This window comes from Trichococcus sp. TS_SC_9, assembly GCF_056156325.1.
Map to the genome: position 1 here is coordinate 40870 of NZ_CM149591.1, position 18280 is coordinate 59149.

An 18280-nucleotide genomic window follows, 5' to 3' on the forward strand; every position below is an offset into this window, starting at 1 on the left:
AGCAGCATCTCCTGATTACTTCAATTTTTTATAAGTGCGGTAAGCCCAAGCAATCGGTCGTTCATAAGAAAGGTAGGTATTGTACATAAAGGCCAATTTCGAACGACCTGTGCGTTTCAAGGCGTTGCGTGCTTGTTTGAGGATGCCCCTGACCGTTGTTTTAGCCTCTGTCTCTTTGCGCTCATCCAATTGCAGATTGACCGATAAAGCTTCAGAGAACAACGATTTATAAGTGCGGTCGCTCAATTCCAGCCTGCCCACATCATGGAAAAAAGCTGCCCGTTCAACCAATGCGTCCATATAATCGAGTTTGTTCTGCAGACGGAAGCCTGCTTCTCCCATGATGCTATCCTCGCGCTGCCAATAATAGTAGAGCGGTTTTTTTGAGATCACCGTCTGCGGCGCAAAATGGAACAGCTTGTAAGTCGTGAACTCGTCTTCATGCAGTCTGCCGACCGGGAAACGGATCGATTTGAACAAGCTCGCTTCAAACAGTTTCCCGCAAGCCATGACCAATTGCGGATGGAAATCATCGCCCAAGTCGATGTATTTCGTCAAAATAGCGTCATTCTTCATGACCGTCACCATTTCCGGTTCGGTCGTCACAGGCAGTTTTTCCGTAGTGGTCTTCAGAAAATTACAGAGCGAAATGGCGCTGTCTGTTTCCTTCAATAGGTTGTACAGGTAGGCGATGTATTCTGCCGGAATCCAATCGTCGCTGTCCAGGAATGTCAGATACGCACCCTTAGCAATAGCGATGCCTGCGTTGCGGGCGTCCGATAAGCCACCGTTGGATTGATGGATGACCGTTATGCGTTTATCCTTTTCGGCATAGGCATCGCAGATTTTCCCACTGTTGTCAGGAGATCCGTCGTCCACCAGGATAATGTCCAGATTTTTATGTGTTTGTGCCAGTATTGAATCTACGCAACGGGGCAAATAAGCCTCCACCTTGTAAATCGGCACAATTATGCTGATCAATTCGCTCATCTCAAAACCCTTCCTTGTTGCCTGGGGTGGCTTGATCAGCCTTTGCCCAATGCGGCCTTTATTTTGTTGAATACGCTGAAATAGAGGTAAAGTGCCACGCTCGCTCTTCTCTTCATCAGGCTTAGTTCCAATTTTTTGCGGGACTCCACTTCATTCAGATCGATTTTCTCGAGGTTCGCGGCCAACTCATTATCTGCCAATATCATACCGATGTTACGGATTTTCTCACGGAACGGCATCGGATTGTCCTTATGCGCCTCGTTTGCCAACGACAGCAAGGCGATGATGATGTAGCGGTTTGCCAAGCGCATCGCCAATGCATTCGTTACACCCTCACGTACTAGCAATGCCTGCAGCTTCGCGAAAGCTTGTTTCTGGCGTTGGTAGAATTGCGGCTTATAGGCCATGACCGTCGAACTTTCATGAACACGGTAGTGGTAATAGGCACCGCCATCGATGGTGATGCGCTCGCATTTCAGGAAAGATTCCACGCAGACAAGCAAGTCTTCCATGAAAGCTACGTCCTTGTCGAACCGGATATTCTCCTTTTCGAGCAGCTCGCGGCTGACCAATAGGCGACAAACGCTGCCCATGATGTCCGTTTCACCGCTTCGAAAGCTCGGTTTGGCAATGACGTTCGCAACAAGATCACCAAGGATGGCTGTCTTTTCGATGGTCCCGGATTGTTTCATCAGAACGGGAACGGTGCCTTCCTTCGTTTCCTTGACATAATTGCACATGCAGATGTCCGACTGCGCTGTCGTCAGCGTCGCAAGCATCCGTTCGTACATGTCCACATCCACCCAGTCATCGGGATCGACGAAACCCAAATACGCACCGGTAGCTACGCGCAGACCATCGTTGCGCGCTTCCGACACGCCGCCGTTCAGTTTGTCGATCAAGCGGATCCGATCGTCCTTGGAAGCTAACTCGACACAGACGGCCAAGCTGCCATCTGTAGAACCGTCATTTATCAGTATGATTTCGATTTGTTTTAGCGTCTGATTTGTCAGGCTGTCGACGCATTGCTTTAAATAAGGTGCCGCATTATAGACCGGCACAATGATGCTGACCATTGGTTTCACCCTAGGTCCTCCTCCCGATTCTGCTGTGCAGAATGTCTTGACTGGCGCTGCACTTTCTCTTGTGGTTAGCGCACCTAGCCCATTACCTTCTAGTATAAGGTAATTACTAAGAATGAAAAAGGAAAAACAACAATCTTAACAAAATTGTAACTGCGGATCATGGATTTCTGAACTGGATTGGTTTTGGAAATACTATCCCCCCTAAGACTCTTGGCAAAGAGATACTCTGATTGCAACAAAAAAGACGAGGCAGTTGATCTCGTCTTTTTGGCTCTTATTGTAATTCCAGTTCCATTTTCAACACTTCTTGAACCCGATTCATTTCAGCACCATCTACGAAGCTGTAATAAATGTCATCACGTAAGCCACCTACGCCACCTAAATGGTCTTGCTTCATGTTCGATACCGCAGATACGTATCCATTCTGTTGTAATGCCAGATAGTCGCTCACCTGCAGGTTGGTTTCGACGTTTGCGGACAAAGATAACAAAATATCTTGGTAATTCAATAAAATATCTGATGATGCAGCTTTCTTGATGATTGATTCAATTACAAGTCGTTGCCGATCCTGACGACCGGTATCTTGGTTGGGATCATCTTTCCTCATGCGGGAATAAGCCAATGCAGCTGCTCCATCCATTTCGTTTAAGCCTTCCACGAACGTATAATTTCCGGATGTGAACGCCATTGGACTCGAAACACTGATACCCCCCACCGCATCAACAAGCTGTTGTAGCCCTTCCATATTTACGGAAACATAGTAATCAATCGGAATGCCCAATAATTTCTGAACCGTATTGATGGCCATTTCTGCTCCTCCGAACCAATAGGCATGATTGATTTTGTCGTAAGAGTTATTGCCGACTATTTCCGAGAATGTATCGCGTGGGATACTAACAAGCGTCGTAGTTTGAGTCTTCGGATTTACAGTCGCCACAATCATGGTATCTGATCTGCCAGCTTCGGTCCGATCCTCGGTGCCGTTATCGATTCCCATCAATAAAATCGAAATCGGCGTCTGTTGCGTCAAATCAACTCCAGCAGCCCTAACCGCTTGGGTTTCTACAGGGTTATAGATAGTGTCTGTCGTTTTGTTCAGATTCCGATAAACGGAATAAATATAGCTTCCACCGGTCAATATCAGTACAGCCAAAACACCTAAGAAGATTCTCAGCGCCAAATTTTTTTTGTGTTTTCGTTTTCTTTTTCCAGACATTTCGATTTTCCTCTTCTTTCCTCACAAGAAAACACAGCCTCCAATGAAACTGTGTTCAATGTTTTTTAGTGATCAATAACTTGAATCATATGTTGATGTGTTGGGATCTTCTTCGTAATTAGTATCCGTTTCATCATAATTATAATCTTCAGTATAGGTTTCCTCTGTTACCGTTTCATCATAATACGGATCGGAATAGTTCGGCGTGTAAACATCGCTTTGACCGTATGTTGATGATTCATATGGTGAATCCGTGCTGGAAGAATCTGTCCCATACTGTTGTGTTTCGAAATAAGGTTCGTTGCCGGAAGTTGAAATATCCTCAAGTGCCACTTCTGGTAATTCCAATTCAGTCCGCAAAATATTTGACAGACGCAAACGTTCTTCTGGACTCGCGTAATAATAGTATATCTCATCGATGTAGACTTCCTGTCCTTCAACATAGAACTGCTGGAAAGTCTCCATGGACTTGCGGTACCCACTGGCGATTGAAAGAATTTCGTCCAATGACATGTTCAACTGAACATTGTCTTCCAAAGTGGCCAAAATATTTTTGTAGTTCACGACCGTTCCCATCGTCAGAACCTTATCCAAAATGGCTTTGATGACCATCTGTTGTCTCTTTTGTCTGCCAAGATCACCATCCGGATCTTGTTTGCGCATGCGTGCGAATTGAAGTGCCTCAAATCCTGTCAAAGTACGAGTTTCGCCTTCAATAAACTGCGGGCCATAGAAGTCAAACGTCAATGGACTCGTGATTTCGATTCCCCCTACTGCATCAACGATATCAACCAATCCGTCAAAATTCACTTCAACATAATAATCGATTGGGACATTCAAAAATTCCTGAACCGTATTGATGGACATCTCCGTGCCTCCGAATGCATAGGCATGGTTCATCTTGTCATAATAGTCGCCGTAGTAATCATATAAATCACCATATCCTATAATTTCCGAATAAGTATCGCGAGGGATACTCAAGAGAGTAGTTGTTTTCGTGTTCGGATTCACCGTACAGACAATGATCGTGTCGCTTCGACCTGTTTCCGTCCGTTCCTCCTCAGCCGTACCGGTGTCAACCCCCAATAACACGAAGGAAATCGGTTGAGTGGCTGTTTCGACTTCGATCGACTCTTCCCGCATTTCTACAACATTGACCTCATTATAAATCGATTCAGCGGTGCTACCGATATCAGAATATGCCTTGAACAAGTAGGCTACGACGCCTACCATCCCAATCATCAGGATTGAAAAGATAGCCTTCCATATTCTTTTTCTCCCTTGTTTGCTTTTTCTGGTTTCATTCATTAATCGTTCCTCTTTCTCTTGAATGAATATTAGTGCATAAAACAATTGTCCTTCAGGAATACTCCTGTTCTGCCCTGTCCTTGCCAGCAATACTCTTTCATCAAGTATTTTATTAAACATAACTATATAAGATATCGCAGTCCATGCAAAAAGAAGCCCGCCTGTTTCTTCGAGGGCACTTGTCATAGAATCTTAATAATATTATCAATAAACTGATGAACAATCAAGACGCTTTGGGAATTAGTAACACAACCGAAATAAACGAGCCATCTAATTGCCCTAGCAACCTCTGCAACAAAAGAAATCAGCCCAAAGAACAGGAATACTGTTCCTCAGACTGATTTCATTCCGGGAGGATGAATCCGCCAGGCATTAGTTTGCAAAAAAAACAATCTTTTGTTAGCAACCTGAAACTGATCATTCAACTCGTGTATGTATTGTTTCCAATGACTCCATGCTATCTTGCGTTAAATAAACTAAATTTAAGTCTCGCCACAGGGCCACATTTACCTTTTGTACTTACTTCAACAGGAGCGTCCGTGTGCATTGCATCCCCATTTAGCAGATTTTTGGCATTTTCCTGGAAATACCGGACCTTTTCCGATCCAAACTGCTTTTCCAGTTGGGCAAAAGCTCTTTTATTATAAAAACCTCTTCCACGCGTATTATGCGCATCCGATGCAATGACATGCACGAGATTGGCTTCGATCAAGCGGCAACTTACTCGTGCAACTTCTTTTCCGAATACCCCTATATAGCTAGCGGCTGTTACTTGTGCTAATGCACCTCTCTCGATGAAAGGTAATAATGTATTTGGATCATCAATGATCGCCTGATTCCGCTCTGGATGAACGATTACTGGCGTGATGCCTTTTTGTCTAAGTTGAAAGAATAGTATTTCAGTATATTCAGGAATCGATAAAGTCGGAAATTCAATCAATAAATATCGCTTTTCTTCATCGATGAATAAAATGTCCTCATTCTCAATATCTTTCAGTAAATCACCATTGATACGGACTTCTTGACTTGGATATAGAGTTAGCTTAATTCCACGATTGTCCAATTCGGTTTGAAGAGCTTCTGTAGCCTCCACTACAGTCGCTTTCGGATTCAAATACTTGCCATTATTATGATGCGGTGTTACTAAAATATGGGTGATTCCTTCTGCAACAGCCTTTTCTGCCATTGCAAGGGAATCCTCGAGTGTTCGAGCGCCATCATCGACACCAGGCAAGAGATGACAATGTAGGTCAATCAATTCGTAGCCTCCTCACTTGTGTAACCATATCCGTAATAGGCTTGGTCATTTCTTTTCTCAACACCATTGAATACAATACCTAATATATTCGCATTTACCATTTCCAACAATTCCTTTGCGTTCAATACGGAGGCTTTGTGAGAAACACCGTACCGGACCACAAAAACAACCCCGTCGGCTTTAGAAGCCATAATTTGCGCATCGGTCACTGAAGTCACTGGAGGCATATCATAGATGATGATATCGTACATTTCCTCAAGTTGTTCCATCAAAGTATTCATGCGGTTAGAATTCAACAATTCCGACGGGTTGGGTGGAATGGGTCCGCTTGTCAATGTATGTAAATCTGTTCCAACAATCTGTTGAATAATTTCAGTTACGGGCCTCTCAGGACTACTCAATAAAGTAGTCAAACCTTCCACATTACTTAAACCGAATGTCCGTTGTACAGTTGGCTTACGCAAATCCGCATCCACTAACAGCACACGCTTCCCTTGATCGGAAAAGACAGAAGCCAGATTAGCAGACGTAGTTGATTTCCCTTCCCAGGGCCCCGATGAAGTCATTACGATTGATTTTACATCTCGATCAACCATTGAGAATTGAATATTCGTACGGATAGTTCGATATTGCTCAGCAATAACGGATTTAGGGCGCAATCTTGAAATCATACTTAGGCCTTTTCGTTGTTGACTATCCAATCTCTTTATCTTTTTTTTACTGTCTCCAAACATATTCTATCGTCTCCTATACGCGTCGTTTCGCTTTACGCGATTTTACTTCGGATGTTACTTGAACAAATCTTGTGGAGGATAATTCTTCTTCCGTCATTTGTAAAACGGATCCCAGATTAGACCAACCTAATTGCTCAAGGAATTTTTCATCCTTGACTGTCTTATCCATGAATTCGGCTAGGAATGCAAGTCCCACACCAATCATCATCCCGACCAAAAGTCCCAAAACAAGGTTCATTGGTGTATTCGGGGAAACCGGATTCGGATTTGCGACAGCCTGAGATAAAATCGTCACACTGCTGACATCCAGAATCTCACCGATTTTTTGTTCAAAAGATGATGCCGTTGCATTTGCAAGTTCTGCAGCAGTAAATGGATTCTCATCGGCAACTGTGATACCAAATACCAAAGAACTATCTTCAGTTTGAACTGTCAATTTATTGCGTAACTCTTCTAAAGTGAGTTTAGATCCCGTGTTAGTGATGACATCTTGTAATACGATCGGTTCTTTGATGATACCCTGATAGGTATTGATCAAACTCAGGTTCGTCTGGATATCCGTGTTGGTAATCGCCTGCTCAGCATTTTGCGTCTGATTCACAACGATTTTGGATGTTGATTGATACGACGGTGTCACAAAAAAGAATGTATACAATGAAGCCAATAGTAGGCCAGTCAAGCTCCAAGTAATGATGGCCCCGATACGTTGTTTTAATATTGCAAAAATTTCGCCTAACGATATTTCTTCTTCCATGATTTCCCTCCTGCTAAAAATCTCTTGAATAGCTATAAAAAACACATTAATTGAGAAAGTTTGGCTCATGATGCCAGATTTCCTCACTTTAAGATAGTTTACTATACTATGTTTGAAATAACTATAATTATTTTTTTTTAATTCCGAGTAAAAAAGCCCTGAATTATTATTCAGAGCCTCCACCACTAATGCCCCTGCCTTATTTTTGCTGTGTCAACACTTTTGCGCCTTCTTTAGTGATCGCAATCGTGTGCTCGAACTGGCAGCTAAGACCGCCGTCTTTCGTGCGGGCTGTCCAACCGTTTTCATCCATTTTGGACTTCCAAACGCCTGTATTTACCATCGGCTCGATCGTAATCGTCATGCCTTCCTTCAGGCGCAGGCCTTTGCCGGCGACCCCGTAATGCGGAATGGACGGACTTTCGTGCATCGTTGGCCCGATGCCGTGCCCGATGAATTCACGGACGACTGAGAACCCTTCGCCTTCGACGTAGGTCTGGATTGCATGGCCGATATCGCCGACACGGTTGCCTGCTTTCGCTTGCTCAATGCCGAGATACAATGCTTTTTCGGTCACTTCCATCAGACGTTGGACTTCCGGTGCAGCCTCACCGACCACATAGCTCCAGCATGAATCAGACATGGCCCCGTTGTAGTTCACGACCGTATCGACCTTGATCAGATCTCCGTCCTTCAATACATATTTGCCCGGGAAGCCATGGCAGATTTCGTCATTGACACTGGTGCAAGTCGCGTATTCGTATCCTTCGAAACCGATTTGTTCGCAGATGCCACCAGCCGCTTCAATACGCGACTGCACAAAGTTATTGATCTCCATCGTCGTCAAACCCGGCTTGATAAAACCGCGTAATTCTTCATGGACTCCCGCCAAAATGGCACCTGACTCTTCCATCGCTTGAATTTCACGTTCTGATTTTAAAGTTATCATATTTGTTCTATCCTCTTCCTATAAAGTATTCTTTTTCATTATACATGAAATGGGTGAGATGGCTAAATAATTTTCTTCTGATGATGAAATTCCTGACTGCTCGTTAGTTTTTGCGAAGGAGCGGGATATGTGGGGGTACCGGCTCCTCCGGTCAGCGACGGCTTCATTGAAAGGGCATAGTTGTCCCGAGTCCCTTCTCCGGCGAAGGGTGTCTCGCCGGAGGACAGCATTTTTCTGGGGTGTGAACTTCGATGAGCGACGCTTTCCCCGGAGCTGAGGCGGCTGAACGGAAGGTGCCGATTGTTCCGCAAAAAAAGACGACCTCATCCGAGACCGTCCTGTTCTGTCTTTAACACATACATCCGCATCCATATGCACAAATCACTCTTCATCTTGGTAGCCATAATAATAGCTGTGCTCTTTTTGGCCACCAGGAGCACGATTGTAAACGACGCCCAACACATTGGCGTTGACCATTTTCAATGAATCTGATGCCTTCAGGACATCCTCTTTCGTATCCTCACCAAAGTGCACGACGAAGACGGCTCCATCGACCCTACCGGACAGGATTTGTCCATCGGTGAACCCCAACAATGGCGGTGTATCATAGATTACCAGATCAAACCGGTCCGCTACATCCATTTCCAGTTGCTTCATCCGATTGCTGGACAGTAATTCTGCCGGATTCGGCGGCACCGGTCCGCCAGTCAGGATGGACAGTCCCGGAACTTCAGATGTATGCAGATAATCATCAATGCCCTTGCCGACATGATTGGCCAACAAATTCGTCAGACCTTCGTTGTTGTGTATTCCGAATTCACGGTGAACAGATGGCCTACGTAAATCGCAGTCCACCAACAGCACTTGGTTTCCTTGCAAAGCAAAAGTCACTGCTAAGTTCGCAGCCACAGTTGACTTGCCGGCCGCAGGCGTAGCCGAGAGGACAGCCAGTGACTTCAGCTTTTTATCGACCATTGAGAATTGGATGTTGGTCCGCAATGTTCTGAATTGCTCCGACACAGGGGCGTTCGGAATGGCCAAGGTAATCAGCCCATACACGCGGTTAGATTGTTTGGTTTTTTTTGTTTTTTTTGCTTTTTTTTTCACGGCCTCCACCATCATCGCTTCCCCCTTTTGTTGCCTGAATCCACGGCTTGGGTGACATCATAGTTCTGCAGGATGTCGCCGATTTTTTCCCTAGACATGTCCGCAACGGTCACCAGTCGTTCGCGTCTCATGACCGAATGTGAGGACGAATGCTGTTTTGGGTGCTTTTTGCCTGATTTTTCCACTTCCTGATCGACGGCACTTTCAACAGTCGTCCTAGGACTTTTAGGCTGCTCTTCCGCAACGGAAAGCATTTCTCCATCCGGAATCCTTTTTGAGATAGGCGATTCCGCTACTTTTGCAGTTTTCGCGGCTGCAAGCTTTTGTTTCTCGAATGCAACGATGGCGGACTGCTCTTCTTTATTCAATTCTGAAATGGCACCCAAATTTGGCCAGCCGATGTTTTGTGTAATGAACTGATAATCGTCAATCGTCTTCGCCATCGCATACCGCAGCAGAGCTACTCCGAATCCGAACAGCAAGCCGATCCCCAAACCTATCGCCAAGTTATTCACTACGACAGGAGATACAGGTTTTGAATTTACAGCCGCTGCGGAAATGATACTTACATTTTCGACATTCATGATGTCGAAAATGGCACTTTGAAATTTCGCTGCGATTCCGTTGGCAATCTCAGCTGCTCCGTCTGGATTAGGTCCCGTAACAGTCAGTGAAAAAACCTGTGAATTCTGATTTACGTCTATCACTACCATATCCGCTAGTTCCGTGACAGTATAGTCAAGGCCCAAATCCTCTTTGACTCCATCCAATATGACAGGTCCTTTTATGATGTCTTTGTAGGTGTTGATCATTTGTACATTCGAATTGATATCATTGAGCTGAATACTATTGGTCCCATCGTTTGTACGGTTCACCAACAATTGGGTAGTAGAATCGTACATCGGGGTCACAATCAGAAACGTGTAGACTGCTGAGAGTATAAGTCCCAAGGCGCCAAAGCTTATGATGATCATCATTTTTTGCTTTATTATTGCCATCAGGTCTCTTAATGAAACTTCTTCCTTCATCGAATTCCCTCCTAGTATTCAGCTTATGACAATCAGAATGACAAAAGCAAATAGGCATCTAATGAGAAGGCTTTCAAATTGCCGTATCGCCCCTTATGTTTGTCTTCATTATACCATATTTCCCTAGGCACTAGAAAGGAATCCCCTTATGGATCAATGTAAGAATCCAACTCGATCTCCGCGCGGCCTCAGCACCAAAAAACCAGCTGACCCGCGTCACGACCCTTTCCAGATCATCATCCGTCATCTTCGTATCCGACGGCAGGCACAATCCTCTCGCGAAGATATCCTCCGAAACACTTGTCCCTTCCGGATTGCTGCTGAAGAATTCTACGCCTTTGAAAACAGGCTGAAGATGCATCGGTTTCCAGATCTGTCTTCCTTCAATGTTTTTCGATGCCAGATAGTCTAACAGAGCTTTCGGGCGCACATCAAATTCCGGTCTGATCGTTGCGCAGCTGAGCCAATAATTTGGTTCACCGTATGCCGCAATCGGCATCATTTCCAGCTCTTCCAAGTCCTGAAAAGCATCCGCATAATAATCGAAAATGTATTTTTTCTTGGTGATCCGTTCATCCAATACCCGCAGCTGCCCCCGGCCGATTCCAGCGACGACATTGCTCATCCGGTAATTATAGCCGATTTCCTTGTGTTGGTAATAGGGGGCGTTTTCCTTTGCTTGCGTTGCCCAAAATTCCACCTTCTCGATTATTTTTTTCTCGCGCGCCACCAACATACCGCCACCTGACGTAGTGATGATTTTATTTCCGTTGAAGGAGTAGATTCCGATTTCCCCAATCGTGCCCGTCTTCACACCCTTGTAGGTGGCTCCCAAACTTTCTGCGGCATCCTCCACTATCGGTACATGGTGTTCATCCGCAATCGCCTTCAGTTGATCATAATCGGCAGATTGTCCGTAAAGATTTACGATGATAACCGCTTTTGGATGAGGATATTTCACAAAAGCTTTTTTCAAAGCTATCGGCGACATATTCCATGATTCCCTTTCCGAATCGATGAACACCGGTGTTGCCCCTAGATACATAATGGGATTAGCGGATGCAGAAAAAGTCAAGGATGGGCAAAAAACGAGGTCACCCTTTCCCACACGGAGATACATCAGCGCCATATGAATAGCAGCCGTACCTGAAGAAAGAGCCTCTGCATAGTTTGCGCCCGTATAAGCGCAAGTTTCCTTTTCGAATCCAGTGACATTTGGGCCTAGCGGAGCAATCCAGTTCGTATCGAATGCCTCTTGAATGTAGTCCATTTCGTACCCTGACATATGAGGGGAAGCCAACAATATTCTCTTTTCCTTTTTTTCCTTCATTAAAACCGTCTCCCTTCAGTGGGCAGCAAAACGAGGATCAGTTTATTCAAAAAAATACACAAAACTGTTTTTGAGGGATTTTTTGAATGATCTCTTGAGGTTTTGTTTTGAGGTTTATCAGGTGGTTTATTCTGTTTATTGTTCTTTTGTTGAGGATTTCTTTCGAGGTATTTGTTGGAGATTTCTTTAGGTGGTTTATCAATTCTTTTGATTACAGGCAATCATTGATGCTCACAAGCATAATCAATCAGGTTCTGACGGATTTCTCCGACAGGAAGCTGCACGAGTTCGTCCGCAAAAGCGAGGGTTTCTTCCAGTTTATAGGTGGATGCTTTCCCGACAAATATCTTTTCGTAGGCTTGGCTATCCAACAAGCTTTCGTCTGCCAACAGCTCTTCGTAGAGTTTTTCTCCGGGGCGTATCCCTGTTTCGACAATCGGGATATCTCCCTCCGTGTAGCCGGACAGTTTGATCATTTTTTTAGCCAAATCAACTATTTTTACGGGTTCCCCCATATCGAGGATGAAGATTTCGCCTCCATTTGCCAGCACGCCGGCCTGGATGACCAAACGGCTTGCCTCCGGTATGGTCATGAAATAACGGATCATACGGAAATCGGTCACCGTCACAGGCCCACCTTTTTCTATCTGTTCTTTGAATACGGGAATGACGCTGCCTCGGCTGCCCAAGACATTTCCGAAACGGACCGCCGCAAATTTTGTTTTTCCGGGTTCGTTCAGCGCCGTCACAATCATTTCCGCAATGCGCTTCGTCGAACCCATCACATTGGTGGGGCGAACTGCCTTATCACTTGAAATCATAACGAAACTCTTCACTCCGGCGGCTTTAGCTGCTTCCGCCATATTTTTGGTGCCGTAAATATTGTTCTTTACCGCTTCCCGCGGATTCCACTCCATCATCGGAATGTGCTTATGGGCTGCTGCATGGAAAACATATTCCGGTTGATAGAGCGCCATCACTTCAAAAATCAACTTGCGATCCTGCACATCGGCAATCACGGGAACAATATCTATCGTCTTCCCATAAAGAAGGCTCAGCTCCCTATGGATTAAGTAAATTGAATTCTCTCCATGTCCCAATAAAATGATGCTTCTCGGTTCAAACTTCGCTACTTGTCGGCAAATTTCGGATCCGATCGATCCGCCTGCACCACTAATCAGAATATCTTTGTTCTTCAGATTTTCGGAAATCAACTCTTTGTTCAGTTCGACCTCTTCTCGGCTCAACAGATCGACTACATCAATATCGCGTAAGCGGTTGACGGACAATTTCCCTGTCATGACGTCCTCTATCTTCGGCATCTGGTTGACTGTCACACCCACTTGGTTGCAATAATCCAAAATGCGTTCCATTTCCTTAGGCTTCAGCGAAGGTATGGCAATCGTCACTTGATCGATCTCCATCTCGGCTACCAGTCGCGGGATGTCTTCCTCCCTTCCCAGCACGGGGATGCCCATTAACCGATAATTGCGCTTCTTCTCATCCCTGTCGACGATGCCGATGATCTCAATCTCATTTGGCCGGTGTATCAGGCTTGAGATGAAGAGGCGGCCGCCTTCCCCAGCGCCGACCAACAAAGTCCTGACTTTTCCTCTTCCATCAGAAATGTTCTGTCGGGAAAGATCCTCATTGCGTTCGCGAAAAATGCGCCAAGTTACCCGCAGCCCTGGTATAAAAAACAGGCTAAAAAGATAAGTCAATAGAATGTAGCGGCGACTCACCAGGTCAAAAATCCCAGTTGAAACGACTGCTGACAGCAAAAAGGCAATCGACAAAATCTTAATATTGATGACTACATCGTGTATGTCCGTATAATGGGGCATATTCGAGAACAAATGCCGCATTGTTCCCAATAAGATATAGATACCACATGTTATGCCCACCATTACATAGTAATAGCCATTCGGCAGAGCGATATAATTTTCAAGAAGCCAGTACGCCAGCAAAGCCGCCAATGTGATACACCCGATATCAGCAAACATCAAAACAACCATTTTCCCCCGTAAAGATAACGCCTTCATTTCAAACACCACCTTACATTCTATTTTCTTTCTGGTTTAACCAATTTTTTTAATTACTTTTTTAAAAACGATATTTTTTGCCAGTATAAGAAAATACTGAAATTCTTTAGTACGGTAAAATATGACCAAGTAAATGATGTTTGGAACAAACAGGCAGACGATGAATTTTCCGATAACCGCCGCTAAAGTGGTCCCCGTAATGAACGCTACGCTTGCACCTGTCACCAATCCGGTAACTACCGTGATTGCGGTATAGACGGCATATTTGAAGTAATAGGATTTCAGTGGTGCAACGAAGCCCTTTTTGTATAAAAAATACGGTTCTATCCAAAAACAAGTGGTCAACACGCTTATCACTGTACCAATGATGACGCCGGAAACGCCTAGCTTCGGTGCAAGCACAACTGAAATCGCCAAATTGATCACCCCTTGAAACAGAGGTTTATAGCGATCATACCAGTACAACCCCAACGCCTCCCGAAAAGTGAGTACCGCTCTTCTCATGCCCTGAATATAAAATAGGATAACCACTAGCAAAACTGTATCCATACTCAGCCAGTATTCGTTGCCTACCCAGATTGCAATGAAAGGATTAATAAGGTAGAACAAGCAGATCGAACTGAAGCCAAAAATCCAGAAAGTTGCAAACTGGATTTTTTGGAAAACGGCAAGTAGTTTCTCTTTGCTTTCCGTTGCGCCCAAATTCCCGACACTCGCGGTAATCGCAGTAAAAAACTGGCCCATTATCCCATTCAGAGCAGCGGTGATCAATATATAATTTGAATATAGACCAACCCAAATCGTCCCTATCATTGCAGCAATCACGATATTATCGGTGGAATTCGTCACTATTTCCCCAATTTTCTGCGATACCATCGCGCCGGTATTCTTCTTGATTTCTTGAATCGTGGCACCATCCAATCGCTCCGTTGGTTTTTGCCGTAAAAAAGGATACAGCTTATCCGCACTCCTTGCCAGCAAGAGATTTTCCAACAACGTGCAGACGATTCGCACAGCCAAAAATAGGACATAGTTTTTGGTGAGATACAGGAATGCGATCTGCAAAACATTGACGATCGAGAAAAAAGCGTAACGATAGACAGTGACCAGATAGCGACGCTGATCAGCGATGATCAGATTTTGCTTGTAGGCATAAAAATAGGAAATAGCCGAGTTAATCACGAACAACAAGAAAATGAATTGAATATTCTTAATGTCAGGTATATCCTTGATCAGGTACGATAAAAAAGGGGTTATGCTTATGCCCAAAACAGCTATCACTGTTCCGATAATGGTATAGGCCTTTTTATACAGGTGCATGATAGCCTGTACTTTTTTTTTGTCATTTTCCGCTAAAGGTTTGTATAAGCTGAATACGATTGCCGGACCAATCCCAAGTTCCACCAGCGAAAGCATCGTCAGGATGCTAGTGAAAAGCCCATTGACGCCAAGATACTCAGCCCCGAGAGTCCTGATGAAAACCATACGTGCCACGAAACCAATTGGTACAGCCACCAGTTCCCCAACCATCGCTACAGATAAATTAACCAATGAATTTTTGGTCCGTGACATACACTTCCCCCCCAGCGCTCTTTTGCTTAATTTTTCTGACTCGCTCCCAAATTGAAATTAGGGAGCGTACACCTCTCTTGCCGCTTATGTCCTGACCCTAAATTTCCGTTCATGATAGGTCCGCAACAGTTTGGCTGGTATCAAACCGACAACTAGCGGCTTGTAGGCATGAAGTTGGTATTTCAACGGCAAATCAAGCCTTTCCCGCCATTTCTTTTTTAACCTGTATTCGCAAATCCTATACTTATATTTTCGTTTCGTGTATGAATCCCTTGCTTCGTAATAATCAACCAACAAATCACTCAAATTATAACCACGGTAACCTTTTTCGTACAATTTGCACCATAAATCGAAATCTTCTGTCCTTTCGGTTTCTGGGCCAGTGGTATACCCACCCACATCAAGCAGAGCCTCTCTTCTCATGAGGATGGAAGGATGAAGAAATGTCACTCCATGATAGATATTGAGCTTTGTCCTTTCACCTTCATGAACGAGACTTCCCCAAATACCTTGGTTGTCATACATATTACGGCTCGTGCCCAATAGAGCGTACTCTGGATGTGAATCCAAAAAAGCGACTTGTTTCTCGAACCGATCCCGATGCGAGATGTCATCGTCATCCATTCTGGCTATATAGTCTCCGACAGCCACCTTTAGGCAGTTATTAAGTGTGGGCGCCAAACCTAGGTTCTGGGGATTCCTGAGAAGCTTAATCCTGTTGTCCCTAAGCAACAGTCCCTCCAGTATCGCAAAGCTATTATCGGATGATCCATCATCACAGATGATGAATTCAAAATCTGTGAATGTCTGATCTAGTATTGACTCGACCGCAGTGGTCAGTTTTTTTGAGCCATTGTAGACACCCATGATGACCGATATTTTTGTCATAGTGTTTTCCTCCTATTCGTCGGATTCCTTTACCAAGAAGAAAGGTGTCACTTTGCCGAGGTACCACCAGCCATATCAACAGGTTTACATAAGTAATTCTTTGTATATTTCATCCATATCCTTCAACACATTTTCGGTGGAATATTTTTGTATAGCAGCTAAATTTGCATTTTTCATTTCCGATCTTAATGCCCGATCCGAATAAATTTGGAGAATTTTTTCGGCAAACTGCTCAGGCAAGCCATCGTTTATGACAAATCCGTTATCCCCATCCTTGACTAGATCAGTGTTCCCCCTGCAGTTGCTCACCACTAAAGGCAAGCCGGTCGCCATCGCTTCCATAACGTTCACCGGCAAACCCTCCTGGAGAGAGGAAGATACGGCAACATCGGCAATAATCATCAATTTGTCGACATCATCTCTGAATCCCGTCAACTCGATATGATCGTTCAGTTGCAGCTTATTTATCAGACTTTGATAGCGTTCCTGATTGGGGCCTTTACCGATCAAAAGTAGCTTACTATTGGGTATATCCCTCACTAATTTTTCCATTGCTGCAATCAGCAAATCTTGATGTTTTCTATCGCTCAGTTCGGCTGCGTATACTAGGATGAACATTTCTGGATCGAATCCATATTGCCGGCGCACCCTGTTTTTTTCTATTTCTGTCTGAACGGTAAATTTATTCAGATTAACCCCTACCCCGTTCACTAACCATATCTTTCTGGACTTGAATTTTTTTTGAGCGCGTTCATAATCTTCCTCATTCATGGTGATCAACACATCCGTATACCCAGCTAACCATTTTTCTACCGGGTAGTAAGTCAGCCAATTTTTTAATGGTGCCCCCTCAAAAAAATGGAATCCATGGGCTGTATAAATTACCTTGACACCCTTGCTCCCCCTATTGCAGGCAAGTCTTGCTAATGTGGATGCGATTGGCGTGTGCGTATGCACCCAGTCATATCCCCCGTCCTCAATTAGTTTTTTTAGATTTCGATATGCCAAGAAATTACTTTTCTTTAGAGGCGAACGTCTAAAGTCCATGGGGAATACCCTGCACCCGCGTTCCAATAAAGTCGGATTGATCGGCTTACTTATATTACAAGCCATGTCTACTTGATGTCCCGAATCCAACAGCATTTCTATGTGCGGCACTAAAAATGAATTGATTGTTGCTGATGTAGTTGAAACATACAGAATTTTCATTTATTTGTCCTCCTTGTGTCACGTTTTTTGGAAATAATCCGTCGGACTGATTGCCGTATTCGTCAACTCCTCACTCGATAATGCTTCATTATCAGCCATTTTTTTATTAGCGAGAATATTCAGAATGACAAATATCATCCAAAAAAGCGGTTGCCTTTGGTTCAACAAGGTAAGACTTTCGATGAATAGCGCCAGTATCACCGCGACATTGCTTGCTGATAAGATGCGGATATTTTTGTAACACCATATCAAAAACAACATTGTCGGCACAATACCGTAATAAAAGAAAATACTTAATGCCGTCGAATGTACTTCGAGATCCGTATATGCTTTATCAAATCTGGCATAATACCCTTCCCCAGCTCCAAAAATGGTTTTCTCTGGATAAAGTATCAGCTTGTCTATTCCCCTTTCCTGGATATTAGTTGAACCCCCATTGTTATCGCTTGATTTATCAAGCTTTTGTTCCACTCGTGCGATGATAGATGATTGCGAAAAGGTTGTGATGTAATCATCTATCTTTGCGCTGAGTAGCAAGCCCATGATCAATGAAGCAATGATAAACAAAAGAACTTTGACGTTGTATGCATGATTAATGACTTTTACGACCTTCGTTAAGGCCTGAACGGTATAGAACACCGCAATACCCAAAAACATCCCAGTGGAAGAGGTTAAGAAAATCAAAACGATCGCCATGATATGATAAGATATATGGAGTCGGGCATTTCTTATTTCGCTAATTGTAACAGCGGTGATCAAAGACATGAATATGAAGAATGCCATCTGGTTCGGATCATTGAAAGTCCCCAT

The 18280-nt window shown here is 44.2% G+C and carries 15 protein-coding genes; all 15 read right to left on the reverse strand.

All coding sequences use genetic code 11. The features are described from left to right. Positions 1–15: 15 nt before the first annotated feature. Positions 16–990 carry a glycosyltransferase family 2 protein gene (locus AC0J5I_RS00165; RefSeq protein ID WP_475301770.1) on the reverse strand — a complete coding sequence of 325 codons (975 nt, stop codon included), beginning with the start codon at positions 988–990 and terminating at the stop codon, positions 16–18. 35 nt (positions 991–1025) lie between these two features. Beyond that, entirely contained in the window at positions 1026–2066 is a 1041-nt protein-coding gene (locus tag AC0J5I_RS00170) for a glycosyltransferase (RefSeq protein ID WP_475305758.1), read from the reverse strand. 283 nt (positions 2067–2349) lie between these two features. Next, on the reverse strand, positions 2350–3291 hold the full coding sequence (locus AC0J5I_RS00175) for an LCP family glycopolymer transferase (protein WP_475301775.1): 942 nt from the start codon (positions 3289–3291) through the stop codon (positions 2350–2352). Positions 3292–3363: 72 nt separating this feature from the next. Beyond that, a complete protein-coding gene (locus tag AC0J5I_RS00180) occupies positions 3364–4599 on the reverse strand; it encodes an LCP family glycopolymer transferase (RefSeq protein WP_475301779.1) in 1236 nt (411 codons plus the stop codon). 457 nt (positions 4600–5056) lie between these two features. Continuing rightward, positions 5057–5857 (reverse strand): tyrosine-protein phosphatase, encoded by an 801-nt coding sequence (locus tag AC0J5I_RS00185; protein ID WP_475301782.1) that lies wholly within the window; start codon positions 5855–5857, stop codon positions 5057–5059. Further along, on the reverse strand, positions 5854–6591 hold the full coding sequence (locus tag AC0J5I_RS00190) for a CpsD/CapB family tyrosine-protein kinase (protein ID WP_475301786.1): 738 nt from the start codon (positions 6589–6591) through the stop codon (positions 5854–5856). Before AC0J5I_RS00190 ends, AC0J5I_RS00185 begins: the two co-directional genes overlap by 4 nt. A gap of 13 nt (positions 6592–6604) precedes the next feature. Continuing rightward, the gene (locus AC0J5I_RS00195; protein ID WP_475301788.1) at positions 6605–7345 is read right to left on the reverse strand and encodes a YveK family protein; all 741 of its coding nucleotides are present in this window, start codon (positions 7343–7345) and stop codon (positions 6605–6607) included. Positions 7346–7544: 199 nt separating this feature from the next. Next, positions 7545–8294 (reverse strand): type I methionyl aminopeptidase, encoded by a 750-nt coding sequence (gene map / locus AC0J5I_RS00200; RefSeq protein ID WP_475301793.1) that lies wholly within the window; start codon positions 8292–8294, stop codon positions 7545–7547. Between the two features lie 381 nt (positions 8295–8675). Further along, positions 8676–9401, reverse strand: coding sequence for a CpsD/CapB family tyrosine-protein kinase (locus AC0J5I_RS00205; protein WP_475301795.1), 726 nt, complete (start codon positions 9399–9401; stop codon positions 8676–8678). 11 nt (positions 9402–9412) lie between these two features. Further along, positions 9413–10429 carry a YveK family protein gene (locus tag AC0J5I_RS00210; RefSeq protein ID WP_475301797.1) on the reverse strand — a complete coding sequence of 339 codons (1017 nt, stop codon included), beginning with the start codon at positions 10427–10429 and terminating at the stop codon, positions 9413–9415. A gap of 130 nt (positions 10430–10559) precedes the next feature. Beyond that, entirely contained in the window at positions 10560–11759 is a 1200-nt protein-coding gene (locus tag AC0J5I_RS00215) for a DegT/DnrJ/EryC1/StrS family aminotransferase (RefSeq protein ID WP_475301799.1), read from the reverse strand. A gap of 221 nt (positions 11760–11980) precedes the next feature. Then, a complete protein-coding gene (locus AC0J5I_RS00220) occupies positions 11981–13801 on the reverse strand; it encodes a polysaccharide biosynthesis protein (RefSeq protein WP_475301801.1) in 1821 nt (606 codons plus the stop codon). A gap of 36 nt (positions 13802–13837) precedes the next feature. Beyond that, entirely contained in the window at positions 13838–15373 is a 1536-nt protein-coding gene (locus AC0J5I_RS00225; protein WP_475301804.1) for a lipopolysaccharide biosynthesis protein, read from the reverse strand. Positions 15374–15457: 84 nt separating this feature from the next. Further along, positions 15458–16261, reverse strand: coding sequence for a glycosyltransferase family 2 protein (locus AC0J5I_RS00230; protein WP_475301806.1), 804 nt, complete (start codon positions 16259–16261; stop codon positions 15458–15460). Between the two features lie 84 nt (positions 16262–16345). Beyond that, positions 16346–17470, reverse strand: a complete 1125-nt coding sequence (locus AC0J5I_RS00235) for a glycosyltransferase family 4 protein (RefSeq protein WP_475301810.1) — start codon at positions 17468–17470, stop codon at positions 16346–16348. Between the last annotated feature and the right edge of the window lie 810 nt (positions 17471–18280).

What these genes read in the sequence shown, in the direction of transcription:
- AC0J5I_RS00225 (WP_475301804.1), bottom strand. Translation starts at nt 15,373, where the DNA reads ATGTCACGGACCAAAAATTCATTGGTTAATTTATCTGTAGCGATGGTT.
- AC0J5I_RS00190 (WP_475301786.1), bottom strand. Translation starts at nt 6,591, where the DNA reads ATGTTTGGAGACAGTAAAAAAAAGATAAAGAGATTGGATAGTCAACAA.
- AC0J5I_RS00235 (WP_475301810.1), bottom strand. Translation starts at nt 17,470, where the DNA reads ATGAAAATTCTGTATGTTTCAACTACATCAGCAACAATCAATTCATTT.
- AC0J5I_RS00170 (WP_475305758.1), bottom strand. Translation starts at nt 2,066, where the DNA reads ATGGTCAGCATCATTGTGCCGGTCTATAATGCGGCACCTTATTTAAAG.
- map (WP_475301793.1), bottom strand. Translation starts at nt 8,294, where the DNA reads ATGATAACTTTAAAATCAGAACGTGAAATTCAAGCGATGGAAGAGTCA.
- AC0J5I_RS00210 (WP_475301797.1), bottom strand. Translation starts at nt 10,429, where the DNA reads ATGAAGGAAGAAGTTTCATTAAGAGACCTGATGGCAATAATAAAGCAA.
- AC0J5I_RS00230 (WP_475301806.1), bottom strand. Translation starts at nt 16,261, where the DNA reads ATGACAAAAATATCGGTCATCATGGGTGTCTACAATGGCTCAAAAAAA.
- AC0J5I_RS00180 (WP_475301779.1), bottom strand. Translation starts at nt 4,599, where the DNA reads ATGAATGAAACCAGAAAAAGCAAACAAGGGAGAAAAAGAATATGGAAG.
- AC0J5I_RS00215 (WP_475301799.1), bottom strand. Translation starts at nt 11,759, where the DNA reads ATGAAGGAAAAAAAGGAAAAGAGAATATTGTTGGCTTCCCCTCATATG.
- AC0J5I_RS00195 (WP_475301788.1), bottom strand. Translation starts at nt 7,345, where the DNA reads ATGGAAGAAGAAATATCGTTAGGCGAAATTTTTGCAATATTAAAACAA.
- AC0J5I_RS00165 (WP_475301770.1), bottom strand. Translation starts at nt 990, where the DNA reads ATGAGCGAATTGATCAGCATAATTGTGCCGATTTACAAGGTGGAGGCT.
- AC0J5I_RS00175 (WP_475301775.1), bottom strand. Translation starts at nt 3,291, where the DNA reads ATGTCTGGAAAAAGAAAACGAAAACACAAAAAAAATTTGGCGCTGAGA.
- AC0J5I_RS00220 (WP_475301801.1), bottom strand. Translation starts at nt 13,801, where the DNA reads ATGAAGGCGTTATCTTTACGGGGGAAAATGGTTGTTTTGATGTTTGCT.